General features: G+C 52.3%; 13 protein-coding genes. 6 read left to right on the forward strand and 7 right to left on the reverse strand.

From position 1 onward, the window contains the following. Nucleotides 1-4: 4 nt before the first annotated feature. Nucleotides 5-1,177 (reverse strand): MalY/PatB family protein, encoded by a 1,173-nt coding sequence (locus tag OGW16_RS24105; RefSeq protein WP_075146133.1) that lies wholly within the window; start codon nucleotides 1,175-1,177, stop codon nucleotides 5-7. A gap of 10 nt (nucleotides 1,178-1,187) precedes the next feature. Beyond that, the gene (malX, locus tag OGW16_RS24110; RefSeq protein ID WP_075146134.1) at nucleotides 1,188-2,780 is read right to left on the reverse strand and encodes a maltose/glucose-specific PTS transporter subunit IIBC; all 1,593 of its coding nucleotides are present in this window, start codon (nucleotides 2,778-2,780) and stop codon (nucleotides 1,188-1,190) included. 169 nt (nucleotides 2,781-2,949) lie between these two features. On the opposite strand from malX, the gene OGW16_RS24115 reads away from it, so the two are divergent. Beyond that, on the forward strand, nucleotides 2,950-3,978 hold the full coding sequence (locus OGW16_RS24115; protein WP_043016409.1) for a Mal regulon transcriptional regulator MalI: 1,029 nt from the start codon (nucleotides 2,950-2,952) through the stop codon (nucleotides 3,976-3,978). A gap of 47 nt (nucleotides 3,979-4,025) precedes the next feature. Here the strand turns inward: OGW16_RS24115 and OGW16_RS24120 are convergent, their stop codons facing one another. Beyond that, nucleotides 4,026-5,534 carry a YdgA family protein gene (locus tag OGW16_RS24120; RefSeq protein ID WP_047413499.1) on the reverse strand — a complete coding sequence of 503 codons (1,509 nt, stop codon included), beginning with the start codon at nucleotides 5,532-5,534 and terminating at the stop codon, nucleotides 4,026-4,028. A 106-nt stretch (nucleotides 5,535-5,640) separates the two neighbouring features. After that, nucleotides 5,641-6,816: a mannose-6-phosphate isomerase gene (gene manA, locus OGW16_RS24125; protein ID WP_043016408.1), complete on the reverse strand. Its 1,176-nt coding sequence runs from the start codon at nucleotides 6,814-6,816 to the stop codon at nucleotides 5,641-5,643. Between the two features lie 262 nt (nucleotides 6,817-7,078). Between manA and fumB the strand changes: the two genes are divergently transcribed. Beyond that, nucleotides 7,079-8,725 (forward strand): class I fumarate hydratase, encoded by a 1,647-nt coding sequence (gene fumB, locus OGW16_RS24130; RefSeq protein WP_075146135.1) that lies wholly within the window; start codon nucleotides 7,079-7,081, stop codon nucleotides 8,723-8,725. A gap of 141 nt (nucleotides 8,726-8,866) precedes the next feature. Continuing rightward, entirely contained in the window at nucleotides 8,867-10,270 is a 1,404-nt protein-coding gene (fumC, locus tag OGW16_RS24135) for a class II fumarate hydratase (protein ID WP_047411410.1), read from the forward strand. Here the strand turns inward: fumC and tus are convergent. Further along, on the reverse strand, nucleotides 10,267-11,196 hold the full coding sequence (gene tus, locus OGW16_RS24140) for a DNA replication terminus site-binding protein (protein ID WP_043016405.1): 930 nt from the start codon (nucleotides 11,194-11,196) through the stop codon (nucleotides 10,267-10,269). The genes fumC and tus overlap by 4 nt on opposite strands. Before the next feature lie 73 nt (nucleotides 11,197-11,269). Further along, nucleotides 11,270-12,571, reverse strand: a complete 1,302-nt coding sequence (gene rstB / locus OGW16_RS24145; protein ID WP_100194413.1) for a two-component system sensor histidine kinase RstB — start codon at nucleotides 12,569-12,571, stop codon at nucleotides 11,270-11,272. A 65-nt stretch (nucleotides 12,572-12,636) separates the two neighbouring features. Here rstB and OGW16_RS24150 point away from each other — a divergent pair, with 65 nt between their 5' ends. After that, complete coding sequence (locus OGW16_RS24150) at nucleotides 12,637-12,978, forward strand: DUF1294 domain-containing protein (RefSeq protein WP_220771811.1); 342 nt, start codon at nucleotides 12,637-12,639, stop codon at nucleotides 12,976-12,978. A 29-nt stretch (nucleotides 12,979-13,007) separates the two neighbouring features. Here OGW16_RS24150 and OGW16_RS24155 read toward each other — a convergent pair whose 3' ends face one another. Beyond that, on the reverse strand, nucleotides 13,008-13,799 hold the full coding sequence (locus OGW16_RS24155; protein WP_080625155.1) for an MBL fold metallo-hydrolase: 792 nt from the start codon (nucleotides 13,797-13,799) through the stop codon (nucleotides 13,008-13,010). A gap of 190 nt (nucleotides 13,800-13,989) precedes the next feature. Between OGW16_RS24155 and OGW16_RS24160 the strand changes: the two genes are divergently transcribed. Then, the gene (locus tag OGW16_RS24160) at nucleotides 13,990-14,832 is read left to right on the forward strand and encodes an aminoglycoside phosphotransferase family protein (protein WP_193144882.1); all 843 of its coding nucleotides are present in this window, start codon (nucleotides 13,990-13,992) and stop codon (nucleotides 14,830-14,832) included. 120 nt (nucleotides 14,833-14,952) lie between these two features. Further along, the gene (locus OGW16_RS24165; protein WP_220771809.1) at nucleotides 14,953-15,981 is read left to right on the forward strand and encodes a HoxN/HupN/NixA family nickel/cobalt transporter; all 1,029 of its coding nucleotides are present in this window, start codon (nucleotides 14,953-14,955) and stop codon (nucleotides 15,979-15,981) included. The last annotated feature ends 34 nt before the right edge of the window (nucleotides 15,982-16,015 follow it).

Here is a 16,015-nt window from a genome sequence, read left to right on the forward strand (position 1 = left end):
CTATTTAACGTATTGTGCGGATGGCGTTAATCAAACCCTGAACGCCTTTTTCAAGCTTGGAGCGCGGGCATCCGGCATTGAGGCGTACAAAACCGCGGCCTTCTTCTCCGTAAGTGTATCCCGGCATGATGGCGACTTTCTGCTGGTGGATGAGCGCATCCTGCAGCGCGTGGTCATCAATATTGAGCGGGCGCAGGTCAATCCATGCCAGATAGGTGGATTGCGGAACCTGCCAGTTTAGCTCAGGGAATGCACTATTTAGCTCACGGGCAACAAAGAGCAGATTACTGGCAAGGTAATCGCGTAGCGCATCAAGCCAGCTAGCGCCTTGCTGGTAGGCTGCAATATGTGCAGTAAGCGCCAACACCGCAGGCGAGGAAAGGCCATCGCGGCCTTTTAACGCGCTGAGATAATCGTTACGGCTTTGCGCATCCTCAATGATTCCGTAAGCCCCGGTTAATGCCGGAATATTGAAACTCTTTGAACCGGAGGTGAACAGCGCCCAGCTGTCGCGCGCGACGTTGCTCCACGGGATGTGCGGCTGGTCTGCCCATACCATATCCATATGGATCTCATCAGAGATGACTTTTACACCGTGGCGCTGACACAGTTCCGCCATGGTTTCCAGTTCGTCACGCGTCCATACCTTACCGGTTGGATTGTGCGGGCTGCAAAGCAGGAGAATTTTGCTTTCAGGTAGGGACAGGGCTTGCTCCAACGCAGCCATGTCGCAAAACCAACCGTCAGCGCGTTTTTCCAGTCCGACAGCGCGCACCTGGCGCTGATTACCTTCAATCGCTTTGTAAAACGCGTCGTAAGCTGGCGTATGAATGACCACCGCATCGCCTGCTGAGGACCACTGGCGGATCAGCTCCGACACCATATAGATGACCGAGGGGCCATAAACCAGCGATTGAGGATCAATTTGGGTATTATGACGCGAGAGAAACCAGTGGCTAATCGCCGCCAGAAATTCATCATTTTTCCAGCGGCTGTAACCCAACACGCCATGTGACAGGCGCTGAGTCAGCGCCTCCAGAATGCAAGGTGCGGTGGCAAAATCCATATCGGAAATGGTGAACGGCAGCAGGTCTGCTGAACCAAAACGGTCGGCAACGTAATCCCACTGAGTACACCAGGTACCGTGTCTGTCCACAACCTTTGAGAAATCAAACATAATGTTGTCCTTACGCCTGTACGGTATTCATCAGAACCGCGATCTCGTCTTTTACCGACTGGACCTGTGGGCCGATAACCACCTGGAGGTTATGCTGATTGAGTTGTACTACGCCAATGGCTCGATTGTCCTTCAGAGCCTGTACGTTAACAAGCGACATATCTTTTACTGACAAGCGCAGACGGGTGATGCAGTTATCCAGGCTGACTATGTTTTCCGCGCCGCCGAGCGCCGCCAGAATGGCGGGGACGTTGTAACCCGATTTACCCGGCGCTCCAGCCATGACTTTTTCGATATTGCTGGCAATTTCGACTTCACGACCTGGTGTTTTGAGATTAAAGCGCGTGATAGCGAAGCGGAAGATAACGTAATACACCGCGAACCAAATAGCCGCCACAACAGGAACCAGGTACCACTTGGTGGACAATCCGTGCAGGATACCGAACACCACGAAGTCAATCAGGTTACCGTCCGTGTTACCGATTGTGACGCCAAGCACCGCCATCACGGTGAAGCCAAGACCGGTAAGCAGGGCGTGGATCACATACAGTACCGGGGCGACGAACAGGAATAAGAACTCGAGGGGTTCAGTGGTACCGCCAATGACACAGGCGATCAAACCAGAGATTAATAACCCTTTAATCTTATGACGATTCTCAGGACGTGCGCAGTGGTACATGGCTAATGCCGCGCCCGGTAAACCACCGAGGAACGCCGGCATTTTACCCTGGGACAGGAAGCGAGTGGCGCTTTCAGAGAACCCCTGGGTTGTTGGGCAGCTCAGTTGAGCCTGAAAAATAGTCAGTGCGCCGCTTACGCTGTGACCACAGACTTCCTGCGTGCCGCCAGCTTCGGTGAAGCGAATCAATGCCACCAGAATATGATGCAGGCCGAAAGGCAGCAGCAGGCGTTCGCCGGTACCAAACAGCATAGGACCAAATTCTCCCGCGCTATTGATGATGTGGCCGAGTCCGGTAATGCCCATGGCGAAAACCGGCCAAATCAGGGGAATGACCAGGCCGACCAGACCCATCACCACTGAAGAGATAATCGGCACAAAACGGGTACCGCCGAAGAAGGCCAGCGCGTCCGGCAGACGAATGTTGTGGAAGCGTTCATGCAGCATCCAAACGATGATCCCGGCAATAACCGCGCCGAGGATCCCCGTGTCGATCGACTGGATCCCCAAAATGTTTTGCACGTTGTTGGCTTTGAGGATCGCCGCATCTGTGGTGGGTAAGATACCTTTGGCAGTTAACCAGAAGTTGACGGCAAGGTTCATGACCGCATAACCGACAAAACCGGCAAACGCAGCAACACCTTTGTTCTCGCGCGCCAGGCCCAGAGGAATGGCAATACAGAACATGACCGGCAGGAAGCTAAACGCAAACGAGCCAACTTTGCTCATCCAGGTGAAGATGGCCTGAAGCACAGGGTTTCCCAACGCCGGGATCAGCGTCAGGACATCATGGCTGCTTAACGAGCTGCCGATCCCCAACATGATCCCGCAAAATGAGAGCAGTGCTACGGGCAACATAAAGGTTTTGCCCAACTGCTGGAAAAATTCCCATAACGTTATTTTTGGTGTGGTTCTCGTCGTCATCAAACGACTCCTTGTAAAAGCTGGCTGACTAATGATGGCGAGAAGATAAAACGTTTTACCTAATTTTAGTGCGGTATAAATCACATTATCGAACGATAATAGGGCGTATAAATATAAGTGATTGATAAAACGTTTTATCCGTCACGTTATCAGGGAGTTTTCTGTTTTTATGGCTATAGCCAAAAAAATAACCATCCATGATGTTGCGCTGGCTGCAGGGGTTTCGGTCAGTACCGTCTCATTAGTGCTCAGTGGAAAAGGGCGAATTTCATCAGCCACCGGCGAACGAGTTAATGCTGCTATTGAGCAACTGGGGTTTGTGCGTAACCGCCAGGCATCAGCGCTGCGTGGCGGGCAAAGCGGGGTAATTGGTCTGATTGTGCGCGATCTGTCTACGCCGTTTTACGCAGAGCTGACGGCGGGGCTGACGGAAGCGTTAGAAGCGCAGGGGCGCATGGTCTTTTTACTGCATGGTGGTAAAGATGGCGAACAGCTGGCGCAGCGTTTCGCGATGTTGCTCAATCAAGGGGTGGATGGCGTGGTCATTGCCGGAGCTGCCGGCAGTAGTGACGCGCTGCAACAACTGGCCGCTGACAAAGGGATCCCGGTAGTATTTGCATCACGCGCCAGCTACATGGATGAGGTTGACACCGTCAGACCCGATAACATGCAGGCTGCCCAGTTATTAGTTGAACATCTTATCCGCCACGGGCACCAGCGTATTGCCTGGCTGGGGGGGCAGAGTTCTTCATTGACCCGCGCAGAGCGCGTCGGCGGCTATTGTGCCACGTTGCTAAAATATGGTTTACCGTTCCATAGCGACTGGGTGCTGGAGTGTTCATCCAGCCAGAAGCAGGCCGCTGAAGAGGTGACAGCGCTGTTGCGTCGCAATCCGACAATCAGCGCGGTAGTGTGCTACAACGAAATAATCGCCATAGGCGCCTGGTTCGGCCTGATGAGAGCTGGACGTCAGAGTGGTGAAATTGGCGTAGATCGTTATTTCGAACAGCAAATATCGTTGGCCGGATTCGCCGATGTGGCAGAAAACGCGCTGGACGATATCCCTATTATTTGGGCCTGTACGCCCGCTCGTGAAATGGGATATACCCTTGCTGAACGCATGCTCCAACGCATTGGCCACGATGAAGGCCATTCACGCAATCTGACACTTTCCGCTCGGCTGGTGGCAGCGAAATAAAAAAAAGCCCGATAAGCAATGCTATCGGGCCAGTCATAAAACAGTGATTACTGTTGCGGGATGGCAGGAACGTCCGGCTGTGTAAGAGAAGGCATACCGAACATGCCAACAAACTCATCCAGCGGCATTTTTTGTCCGTTCAGCGTTACCTGGCCGTTTGCATATTGCAGGCTGGAGCCGATAACGTTGTCCTGCAGCGTCGTAATACGGAACATCTGACCCATCGCCGCCAGGCCATTAACCTGTTGCTTCGCCAGACCTGCTGCTTCTTCCTGCTGATATCCTTCCAGTTTGGCAATCTGCGTCATGAACTCAGTCGCCATATCGACAGGAATTGTCAGTTTAGCGTCCAGTGATTTGACGGAGCGATCCACTTCCTGCGCCAGCGTTTGCGGCTCCACGGAGTTTGCGGTCGGATCTTTTAGCAGCAGGGACAGATTAAATGCGGTTTCACCTTTTGCGTTCTTCCAGCTCAGCGGGGCAATAGTAATGACCGGCTCGCCTTTCATCAGAATTGGCAGTGCATTGAAGAAGGCTTCGGTGACTTTCTGCTGATAAAGCTCAGGATTTTGCACCACGTCAATCTGTGACATCAGCGCTTTGGTTTGGGCGCTATACTGCTGGCTGAACTGGTGCAGCGCTTCACCGTCTATCTGGCCCACTTTCAGCGTCAGTTTACCGCTTCCCATATCCTGGCCCTGAAGTTTAAGACTGTTCAGGGTGTAATCCAGCTGGCTGTTTACGGTTTTGCCATCGTTGATCAGATCGGATTTGCCATCGATACCCATACCTTCCAGTACCGCCAGCTCTTTACCCTCGACTGAAATCGACAGTTTTTCGAGTGACAATTTCTGGTCGCCGATGCGCTCACCAAAGCTGGCGATACTGCTGGAACCTTCAGTTTTCAGGTTATTAAAAGTAACCTGTACTTTCTGATCGTACTCATTGACCGCATTAACCAGGCCACTTTGCGCTTCGCCAGTCAGCGACACAGCATTGCCGTCTTTGTCAGCCGTAAACTGGAACTCGCCGCCGCTGAAGGCCACTTTTTCATCGCCTTTCTCATAGTTCAGTGGCTTGAGAGAGAGAGCTGAACGGGTATCGCCACTGTAGCCAATACGGGAGTTAATGATGAATGGCGTCTCACCTTTGGCAATATCAAACAACGGTTTGGTAACGTCGTTATTGACCAGCGTCGTTTTCACGGAGGCCATTGCCGGAACCAGATTCAGTGATTTCAACTGAGCCAGCGGGAAAGGACCGTGATCCACGGTTTCATTCAGGACGATGCTTTGTCCCGGTTTCAGCCAGGAATCAGCCTGTCCGGCGATAGGTTTTACCACCAACTGCAGTTGGCTATTGAAAACGCCGCGCTGGTAGTTTTGATAACTCAGTTCAATGCCCGCCTCAGGGGAGTAGCGTTTTAACTGATCGTTTGCCTGCGTCACCATCTCGGCGAGATGCGTTTCGAGTTTCTTTCCTGTGTACCAGGCTCCGCCCGTCCAGACGATACCCAGTGCAACCACCACACCCGCAGCTACCAGCGATTTTTTCATTTTGATATCCATAAAATAAAACCAGGCGTTTGAAGACGCCTGGAGGAGTGACATGTCTTTAACTCACTACAGCTTAGCAAGAGTTGTTAAAAATATCAGTATCTTGCTACAGCTTGTTATAAACCCGAGCTAAACGACCCTTGCCGCTGACGTTTACCGGCGATTCATTCGCGCTAATAAAGGCCGATTCACCCGGCAGCAGGACCAGACGCTGCTCGCCTTTACTCAGCACGGCTTCCCCCTCGATGCAGAACAAAATAGCCGCACTTTGCTGACTGATTTCTGTGCCATCGGCGGTCAGTTCATGCAGGGAGAAGGCGAAATCGTCGACAGGAATGGGGAAGTCCAGTTCGCCATCGGTCTTAACCGGTGTGGTCAGCAGCTGGTTTGCAGGTTTGGCGACAAACTTAACGTTGGCGACCAGCTCCGGGATATCAATGTATTTTGGTGTCAGTCCGGCGCGTAGCACGTTGTCCGAGTTAGCCATTACCTCAAGCGCCACACCTTGCAGGTAGGCGTGTGGGGTTTCGGCAAACAGGAACATCGCCTCGCCTGGATTGAGCTTTACCACATTGAGCAGCAACGGGGAGAAGAGCCCGCTGTCGTTCGGGTAGAAGTCGGCTACCAGGCGAATGGTTTGCCAGGGTTCACCCTGCTGGCTGTTCAGCGCTGATTTCAGGATTGCCAGCGCATGGGATTTCTCCTCATCCTGCATATTCAGTAAGCTGGCGAAAAGATAGCTCAGACGTTCTGCGCTCGGTTCCTGCAGGAAATGCGCAATAGCCGGGTGCGCTGCACTAACCGGTTGTAACAGTGCAACAATGTCTGAGAACTCGCGAAATGCGTTCATCGCCAGGAATGGCGTTAAAGCAAAAACCAGTTCCGGCTTGTGGTTAGGATCTTTGTAGTTGCGCTCGGCGGCATCCATCGGGATCCCCGCCGCGTTTTCTTTGGCAAATCCGATTTCAGAATTGCGCTTGTTAGGATGAACCTGAATCGAAAGAGGTTGCGCGGCGCAGAGCACTTTAAACAGGAAAGGCAGTTCACCAAAGCGTTTGGCAACGGCATCGCCTAACAGTGCGGATTTATCGTGTTCGATGACATCGCGCAGAGCGACCTTCTGGCCGTCAGCGCCCAGAACCTGCGAGCTGCTTTTCGGATGCGCGCCCATCCACAACTCAGCCATCGGTTGCTGAGTGGGGTTGGCAATCCCATAAAGTTCCGTTAACGCAGTTTTACTTCCCCAGGCGTAGTTCTGCACTGAGTTGATGAGTTTTTGCATTCTCAAGCCCTGTTTCAATGTGGAATTTTCTGCGGCTATTAAACCAAGAAACCCCGAGGGAAGTAACCTGCACATGTAAAAAGTCGTACTTGTCTCAGTTTTTGTTAAAAAATTGTGTAGGATATGGTGACTCGCTTTTAATACCCTGAGCAATTCCGGTTGCAGAAAGCCCTTACTTCTACAATCCGACCTGCGGCAGGGAAGCAGGGCAATGGAACATCTGCCCAGAGAATAACCAGACCGAGCAGTAAGTGAGAGCACAATGTCAAACAAACCCTTTCATTATCAGCATCCTTTCCCCCTCAAAAAGGATGATACCGAATACTATCTGCTGACCAGCGATCATGTCTCCGTTGCCGAATTTGAAGGGCAGGAGATTGTTAAAATAGCACCGCAAGCCTTAACCCTGCTGGCTCGTCAGGCCTTTCATGATGCGTCGTTTATGCTGCGTCCTGCGCATCAACAGCAGGTGGCCGATATTCTGCGTGACCCCGAAGCCAGTGAAAACGACAAATATGTGGCCCTGCAATTCCTGCGCAATTCCGATATCGCGGCTAAAGGTATTTTGCCTACCTGTCAGGACACCGGAACCGCGATTATCGTAGGTAAAAAAGGTCAGCGCGTCTGGACCGGTGGCGGCGATGAAGCTGCGTTGGCGCGGGGTGTGTATAACACCTACATCGAAGACAACCTGCGCTATTCGCAAAACGCCGCGCTGGATATGTATAAAGAGGTAAACACCGGTACCAACCTGCCTGCACAGATAGATTTGTATACCGTCGACGGCGACGAATACAAATTCCTGTGTATTGCCAAAGGCGGTGGTTCGGCGAACAAAACCTATCTGTACCAGGAAACCAAAGCGCTGCTGACGCCAGGCAAATTAAAAGATTACCTGGTTGAGAAGATGCGAACGCTGGGAACTGCGGCTTGCCCGCCGTATCACATTGCGTTTGTTATTGGTGGTACGTCAGCGGAGGCCACGCTGAAAACGGTGAAACTGGCCTCGGCTAAATATTACGATGAGCTGCCGACCGAAGGTAACGAACACGGCCAGGCATTCCGCGATGTCGAGCTGGAAAAAGAGCTGCTGATTGAGGCGCAGAATTTGGGACTGGGCGCGCAGTTTGGCGGGAAGTACTTCGCACATGACATCCGCGTGATCCGTCTGCCGCGTCACGGCGCGTCGTGTCCGGTTGGTATGGGTGTTTCTTGCTCAGCCGATAGAAATATCAAAGCTAAGATCAACCGCGAAGGTATCTGGATCGAAAAACTGGAGCATAATCCTGGCAAATATATACCAGAAGAGCTGCGCCAGGCGGGAGAGGGGGAAGCGGTGCACGTTGACCTAAATCGCCCGATGAAAGAGATCCTGGCCCAGTTGTCGCAGTACCCGGTATCTACGCGTCTGTCGCTTAACGGTACAATCATTGTTGGCCGTGATATTGCGCATGCGAAACTGAAAGAACGGCTGGATAACGGCGAAAGTTTGCCGCAGTATGTTAAGGATCATCCGATCTACTACGCCGGTCCGGCAAAAACGCCGGAAGGCTATGCCTCTGGTTCGCTTGGTCCAACCACTGCCGGGCGTATGGACTCGTATGTTGACCAGCTCCAGGGCGCTGGTGGGAGTATGATCATGCTGGCGAAAGGCAACCGTAGCCAGCAGGTGACCGACGCTTGCCATAAGCATGGCGGTTTCTACTTAGGCAGTATTGGCGGCCCCGCTGCGGTACTGGCCCAGGGCAGCATCAAGAGTCTGGAGTGTGTGGAATACCCTGAACTCGGGATGGAAGCTATCTGGAAAATTGAAGTGGAAGATTTCCCGGCGTTTATCCTGGTGGATGACAAAGGCAACGATTTCTTCAAGCAAATTCAGACGTCGCAGTGCGCACGCTGCGTTAAGTAACGTCAGCCGCCCTTCGGGGCGGTTTTTTTTACCGCACGAACCACCAAACGACAGATTAATCCTCGTTAATACTCATAAGACCAATGCAAATGGGCAATGTCGAAACATAACCTAATCAATTGTTAATGTAAGGAGCAGGTAATGGTAACGGTACGCCGCGAGAATGATTCAATGGGGGCAATTGATGTCCCTGCCGATAAGCTTTGGGGGGCGCAAACCCAACGTTCGCTGGAGCATTTTCGTATCTCTACGGAGAAAATGCCGGTCTCGCTGATCCATGCGCTGGCGCTGACGAAACGCGCCGCTGCAAAGGTTAACCAGGATCTCGGGCTGTTGGCGGAGGATAAAGCCAGGGCTATTATGCAGGCCGCAGATGAGGTGTTGGCGGATAAACATCGTGATGAGTTTCCGCTGGCCATCTGGCAAACCGGCTCTGGTACACAAAGCAATATGAACATGAACGAGGTGCTGGCAAACCGGGCCAGCGAATTACTGGGCGGCGTACGAGGGATGGAACGCAAGGTACACCCCAATGATGATGTTAATAAGAGCCAAAGCTCGAATGATGTCTTTCCAACCGCAATGCACGTTGCCGCACTGCTTGCGCTACGTAACGCTCTGATCCCGCAATTAAATGTGTTGACCAAAACGCTCAGTGATAAGTCCCACGCTTTCGCCGATATCGTCAAAATTGGTCGTACACATCTACAAGATGCAACCCCACTTACGCTTGGCCAGGAGATTTCCGGCTGGGTGGCAATGCTCGAACATAATCTCAGACACATTGAAAACAGTTTACCGCACGTGGCAGAACTGGCGCTGGGGGGAACTGCGGTAGGGACCGGACTGAACACACATCCTGAATATGCTCGTCGGGTCGCGGATGAACTGCGGGTTATCACCTGTGCGCCGTTCGTTACCGCACCAAATAAATTTGAAGCGCTGGCCACGTGCGATGCCCTGGTTCATGCTCACGGCGCGCTAAAAGGGCTGGCGGCGTCGCTGATGAAAATCGCCAACGATGTACGCTGGCTGGCATCCGGTCCACGCTGCGGTATCGGTGAGATTTCAATTCCGGAAAATGAACCGGGCAGCTCGATCATGCCGGGCAAGGTCAATCCCACCCAGTGTGAAGCGCTGACTATGCTTTGCTGTCAGGTAATGGGCAACGATGTCGCCATCAATATGGGCGGGGCGTCAGGTAACTTTGAGCTCAACGTTTACCGACCGATGGTCATCCACAACTTCCTGCAGTCGGTACGTTTGCTGGCTGACGGTATGGAAAGCTTTAACCAGCACTGCGCGACGGGGATCGAGCCCAACCGTGAGCGAATCGATCAACTGCTCAACGAGTCGCTGATGCTGGTGACGGCGCTCAACACCCATATCGGTTATGATAAAGCCGCTGAAATTGCCAAAAAGGCGCACAAAGAGGGTCTGACGCTAAAAGCCTCCGCTCTGGCGCTGGGATATCTGACCGAAGCGGAGTTTGACAGTTGGGTACGTCCGGAGCTGATGGTTGGCAGCATGCGGCCAGGCAGCTAATCAGCAACGTACAGGTGCAGTCGGGGAATTATCAATTTCAACGGCTGTGCCTGAGGTTTAAAACGATGCTGAACATTGTCGGCATCGTAATTCAGTAGCTCGCCGATATCCGGTACGGTCATACCGTTTTCGTTGTTAATTAGCGCGATCAATGGCGTCGGGCAGGCATATTGCACCTGCTTTTGCTCCCCTTTGTACCAGACGCGGGCGATGGGCTGCACTTTTACCGGTCGTTTGATTTTCAGACGAGCATGCTGCCCCAGGGCCGCGACATCCTGATATTCCCGCTCAAGCTTCGCCTGCCACTCTTCACGCGTCCAGGGGTGTACGCTACGCGGTGACGTCAGGCTTTTTTCCAGTAGCTGCAGAACTTCATCGCGTTTCAGATTTTTAATAATGTGCTTATTGGCCCAGCCGAATCGCAGGGTAGCAGGCTCTCTGACAAGTGTAAGTGTGCGATAGGCATTCAGCGTAATCAGTCCCGGCAGGTGGCGATGCACCCATTCGAAACGTGCTGCCGGCGCCAGCCCGGATTCCACCGTGACAATACGCTCGAATGTCGTTTTTAGCTGGTTAATACGCTGTATTTGCTCTTCCAGAGCACGCTGGGCAGCGCTATCTACCTGATAACACAGCACTCCTGGCAGGCGGACGGCCGCTTTGCTGCTACGATTCTCGGATTGTTGCTGGATAAACAGGTGACGATAGTGGCCTAGCGCCAGCGTTTCAGCCTCTTTGCCTAAATGCTGCTTAACATCAATGCTTTGCAATGGGGCATGCTCTGCCTCCTTGACCACTTCCGGTAACGAAAAGACGCGCGCAATCAGCAGCGTCTGCTGCAACAGGTTTGCGTTCAGAAGCGCCAGCTCTTGTTCCATCTGGCGGAAGGTGCCGTTCAGGCGGTCGACGAGATCGTAACGGGCCATAAATCCACCATTTTAGTTACAACATACTTTTTTATAGCACAACATCTGCCACCTGACCACCGAGCAATGTGGGTCAGGCAGCTGAAAATTCAGGAATGTTATGCCATACGGGCCAACTAAACGTAAAACGGGCGCCGCCGAGTTCACCTTCATCACAGACGACCGTACCGCCCATAGCCAAAGCAATTGAGTGGACGATGGCTAACCCAAGTCCGCAACCACCGGTCGCCCGGTCGCGGCTGGGGTCAAGGCGAACAAACGGTTCAAAAATCTGTTCACGAGCATCGGGTGCAATACCGGGACCATCGTCTTCCACAACCAGCATCGCCTGACTGCCGTGCAATAACAGGCTCGCTTGCACCGTAGACTGGCAATAACGCAGGGCGTTATTCAGTAGATTATCCAGTACGCGCTCCATCAGGCGCATATCCAGTGCACCGTAGTCGCCACTCTTGAGATGACGTAAACGTACTGCACGCTGGGGATTCACGCTTTGCACATCCTCCAGATGGGTTGTCAGCCAAACAGGGAGGTCCGGTACGCTGAGCTTTAGTTCATTTTGCGGACGGTCCAGCCGGGCGTAGGTCAGTAACTCTTCGATCAACGACTCCAGTTGGCCGATATCACGATTCAGTGCCTGAGATTCCTGCTCGGTGAGGTTATCACTCATTTCCAGCCGATAACGTAAGCGAACCAGTGGGGTACGAAGTTCATGGGCAATACCATCGATAAGCTGTTTCTTACTGGCGATAAGCGCGTTGATGTTGTCCGCCATCTGGTTAAACGCCACCCCCAGCCGCTCAAAGCTGGAACCGCTATCAAAATGGAGGCGTTCGCTCAGATGTCCCTCCCCAAAGCGTTGGGCAGCGGCTTCCAGTCGGAGCATTTCCTGCCAGTGTGGGCGCATCCAGATCAGTACCGGGAAGGCCAGCGAGATGGCAATGAACGCCATCAGCGCGACGTCCAGCAAGCGCATTTGATGGAGAAAATAGAGATAGGGGACCGGGCCGACAGCCAGTACATAATGGCTGCGGGGGATCCGTTGAATAAACGTGTACTGATCGTCAAGCGCAACGATATCGCCTTCGCGCAAACGCTGCATGGTAGGCGCGTCCAGCGTGTACTTATTCAGCGGTTCAACGCGCAGGTCAAAAGAGAGGTTCAAATCCATCTCCTTCAGCGTTTTCCCCCAGTCGCGTGGTGGGATCTCGCGCAGCTCACTGCGCATCAGGTACAACGAGCTTTTCATTAAATCGTCGAGCGACTGCCTGCCCGCGCGTTCTGCGGTGAATTTATATACCAGGCCGACCAACAGGGTCATCACCAGAAAGCAGACAAACAGCAGGAGATAAAACTGTACAAACAGCTTCTTCATATAAAATCACCGAATACACAATATAATGCTTACTGATACTCTCAAAATTGCTGTGATATAAAAATATGAATTTCAATCGCTGTTGTTATTTGCTACTCATTTTCGCGGCGACAGGCTGCATTTTCACCTCGTATCCCCTGATTATATGGTTTTTGATCGCCAACATACTGACGTTGGCGATGTACGGCGCGGACAAAATGGCGGCGCGCAGGGCCTGGCGGCGGGTGCCGGAATCCACCTTGCTGTTGTTTGGCGTTGTGGGTGGTTGGCCTGGCGCGATAGCGGGTCAACAAATCTTTCGCCATAAAACACAAAAACAGCCATTCAAAACCTACTTCATTATCAGTGTGATAGTGAATTTATCTGTCATTGGAGCAGTCTATCATTTCTATCCCATATCATCCTGATGAGCGCCAATGACAGACAAACGGTCTGCTTATTTGAGACAGGAAACATACTTTTCACCTGAACGCTGCACGATTTCATCGGCATTTTGCGTGATGTCTTTTCCTTCAAACGCGCCGTAAAGCTGTTTAAATCTCACCGTGCTCAGGCGGTGGGTAATGTCGCTGACCGTTGCGGCCGGCAACGGTAGCATATTGGGATAACTCCACATAAACGAGACGGCATGCGCGCCAGGGGTAACCTGAACGATATCACCGGAAAGCACCACGCCTTCATCTCGTGCCCAGTGCAATACGCAGCCGCCAGCAAAGTGTCCGCCCAGACGTATCACACTAACGTCTCGTGTCAGTTCCAGGGTATCGCCATCCCAAAATCTAATCCACGGGCTGTTGCGCATTACCCACTTGCGGTCATTGGCATGAAGGTAAATCGGAGCGTTAAATTCTTCAGCCCAGTCCTGCATGGTGGTGTAGTAATGTGGATGCGATATCGCGATGGCCTTAAGCCCGCCCAGGGATGTTATTAGCATTTTTGTTGCATCGTCGAGCGTGGCAATGCAGTCCCATAAAATATTGCCTTCCGGGGTACGCAGAATAAACGCCCGTTGATCAATTGCAAAATCGGGAACGGTGCGGATACTGAAGAGAGCGCTATCATGTTGCCGCCACTTATTTGTGTGCGAAGCACAAAGGGCGGCAAAATCGACCCATTCCTGCCCGGTTGCGGGGACATACTGACGTTCATCCTGGCAGATATCGCAATGTTCGGGATAGGCGTCAGCAACGTCATAGGATGTTCCACAGGTTTTGCATATCGTGATCATCGGGCCTTCCTCATTGAAAAAACACAGTCAGCATGGCACACCAATACGCAAGGGTGTGCTCGTTAGTGCTCTACCAGGTAAGCCAATGATGTTGACAGTGGGGGGGGTAGCTCAACCAAAAGAAAACAGGAATAATGCTGAACCGGCATCTTTCGGTGGTTATCATCCGGCGAAAAAAAGAGGATATTGTTTGGAAAAGAGTCTGTTCAACACCTGGCTCAACCGTTGGGGACTGACTCCTGATGGCGAACCCTTTGAGACGCACACATCACAGCTTTTGCCCGTGGTGGCTATCAAAGAGGGTCAGAAATCCATACTTAAACTCACCGACGATGACAGTGAACGGAGCGGCTGCGAACTCATGGTCTGGTGGAACGGGAATGGCGCAGCGAAAGTGCTTGCTCATGCAACAGGGGCGATCCTGTTGGAACGTGCGACAGGGACGGGGTCTTTAGCGGACATGTCCTGGACTGGTAACGATGCGCAGGCGTGTCGCATTATTTGCCATGCAGCCAGTCGACTTCATCTTCCCCGGAATGCGTCAACGCCTGAGTTAACACCGCTGCATCATTGGTTTCGCGATCTCGCTCCTGCAGCGAAAAAGTATGGCGGTATCCTGACGCGTTGCGCAAAGGTGGCAGACGTGCTGCTCTCATCTCCCTTGAATGAAGTTGTATTACATGGCGACCTACACCACGGCAATATTCTGGATTTCGGAGCGAAAGGATGGCTGGCTATCGATCCTAAAGGGCTGGTGGGCGAGCGTGGCTTTGATTATGCCAATATTTTTACCAACCCCGATCTTGCCGACCCCTCCAGGCCTGTCGCCATTGAGCCAGAAAGATTCACCCAACGGGTCAACATCGTGTCTGAAACCGCCCGCATTGAACGGCAACGTTTGCTGATGTGGATTATTGCCTGGTGTGGGTTGTCGTCTGCCTGGTTCTTGCAAGAAGGGGACTGCGCCTCTGTACCCCTGCGCATCGCGGAGTTAGCGATGGCGGAGCTCGCTTCAGGTGGTAATCAACTTTGATCTACGACACTGGGCTGGTAATTCTTAAGAGTTATCATTAGCCGGGTAAACGTTTTATTAATCAATCAGTGAATGGCGGTGTGGAGTGTTGTTTAGCGCAAATTTGACAGGGTGGAAACAATGAAGGCATTGTTTTCATTATTAAAAAAACGCCCGAACATTCTTTTGTTGATGGTCTTACTCATCGGGGCAAACATCGTAGCGTGGCTGTGGGCTTTCAGCGCGTTTAGCAACAACACTTCGTTACTGGCGCTGAGTCTGATCGCGTGGTGCTATGGTTTGCGCCATGCCGTTGATGCCGATCATATCGCCGCGATAGATAGCGCTACGCGCAAACTCATGCAGCAGAAAAAACGCGCCCTGACGACGGGAGCCTGGTTTTCCCTCGGCCACTCCACCATCGTGTTGCTGGCCAGCATTGGCATTGCGTTGACCACCAGCGCGTTTAAGCAACACATGGCATGGTTTCAGAATATCGGCGGCCTGATTGGGACCACGGTTTCTGCCGTGTTTTTGCTGATTCTGGCTACTCTTAATCTCATTATTTTCTGCCATGTCTGGAAGGCCTTTCGCCATCTAAAGCGCACCGGAACTTACGATGGCACCACGGAAGACATTACGGTTTCAGGTCCACTGAGCTGGCTTTTCCGCTCGGCGTTTCGGTTGGTAGGCAAAGACTGGCATATGTATTTTGTCGGTTTTCTGTTTGGTCTGGGTTTTGATACCGCAACTGAAATTTCTCTGTTGGGAATTTCCGCTTCAAGCGCGTCCAGTGGTATGTCGTTATGGTCCATTCTCGTGTTCCCTGCGTTGTTTACCTGCGGTATGGCGTTAATTGATTGTCTCGACAGTATTCTGATGGTTGAGGCCTACGGATGGGCATTCAATAAGCCGCAACGTAAGCTCTATTACAATATGACCATTACCGGGACTTCGGTGATTGTCGCGCTATTTATTGGTGGACTGGAGGCGTTGGGGCTTCTCTCTGACGCGTTTTCGCTCCAGGGTGGTTTGTGGGATACCGTCAGCGATTTAAGTGACCATATGGGGAATGTCGGATTTGCGATTATTGGCGTCTTTATCGGCTGCTGGATTATCTCCGCAGTAAACTATCGTTGGAGAAAATACGACGGACTGACGTTTAGTTGACGCAAAATAAAGCCTTCCGTGAACAGGAAGGCTT

Source organism: Citrobacter sp. Ce104 (assembly GCF_030334595.1).
GTDB lineage: Bacteria > Pseudomonadota > Gammaproteobacteria > Enterobacterales > Enterobacteriaceae > Citrobacter > Citrobacter europaeus.

Excerpts from the sequence above, each read along its gene's own strand:
- OGW16_RS24155 (WP_080625155.1), bottom strand. The coding sequence starts at position 13,799 with ATGATCACGATATGCAAAACCTGTGGAACATCCTATGACGTTGCTGAC.
- rstB (WP_100194413.1), bottom strand. The coding sequence starts at position 12,571 with ATGAAGAAGCTGTTTGTACAGTTTTATCTCCTGCTGTTTGTCTGCTTT.
- OGW16_RS24165 (WP_220771809.1), top strand. The coding sequence starts at position 14,953 with ATGAAGGCATTGTTTTCATTATTAAAAAAACGCCCGAACATTCTTTTG.
- OGW16_RS24120 (WP_047413499.1), bottom strand. The coding sequence starts at position 5,534 with ATGAAAAAATCGCTGGTAGCTGCGGGTGTGGTGGTTGCACTGGGTATC.
- OGW16_RS24115 (WP_043016409.1), top strand. The coding sequence starts at position 2,950 with ATGGCTATAGCCAAAAAAATAACCATCCATGATGTTGCGCTGGCTGCA.
- tus (WP_043016405.1), bottom strand. The coding sequence starts at position 11,196 with ATGGCCCGTTACGATCTCGTCGACCGCCTGAACGGCACCTTCCGCCAG.
- fumB (WP_075146135.1), top strand. The coding sequence starts at position 7,079 with ATGTCAAACAAACCCTTTCATTATCAGCATCCTTTCCCCCTCAAAAAG.
- fumC (WP_047411410.1), top strand. The coding sequence starts at position 8,867 with ATGGTAACGGTACGCCGCGAGAATGATTCAATGGGGGCAATTGATGTC.
- OGW16_RS24150 (WP_220771811.1), top strand. The coding sequence starts at position 12,637 with ATGAATTTCAATCGCTGTTGTTATTTGCTACTCATTTTCGCGGCGACA.
- OGW16_RS24105 (WP_075146133.1), bottom strand. The coding sequence starts at position 1,177 with ATGTTTGATTTCTCAAAGGTTGTGGACAGACACGGTACCTGGTGTACT.
- malX (WP_075146134.1), bottom strand. The coding sequence starts at position 2,780 with ATGACGACGAGAACCACACCAAAAATAACGTTATGGGAATTTTTCCAG.
- manA (WP_043016408.1), bottom strand. The coding sequence starts at position 6,816 with ATGCAAAAACTCATCAACTCAGTGCAGAACTACGCCTGGGGAAGTAAA.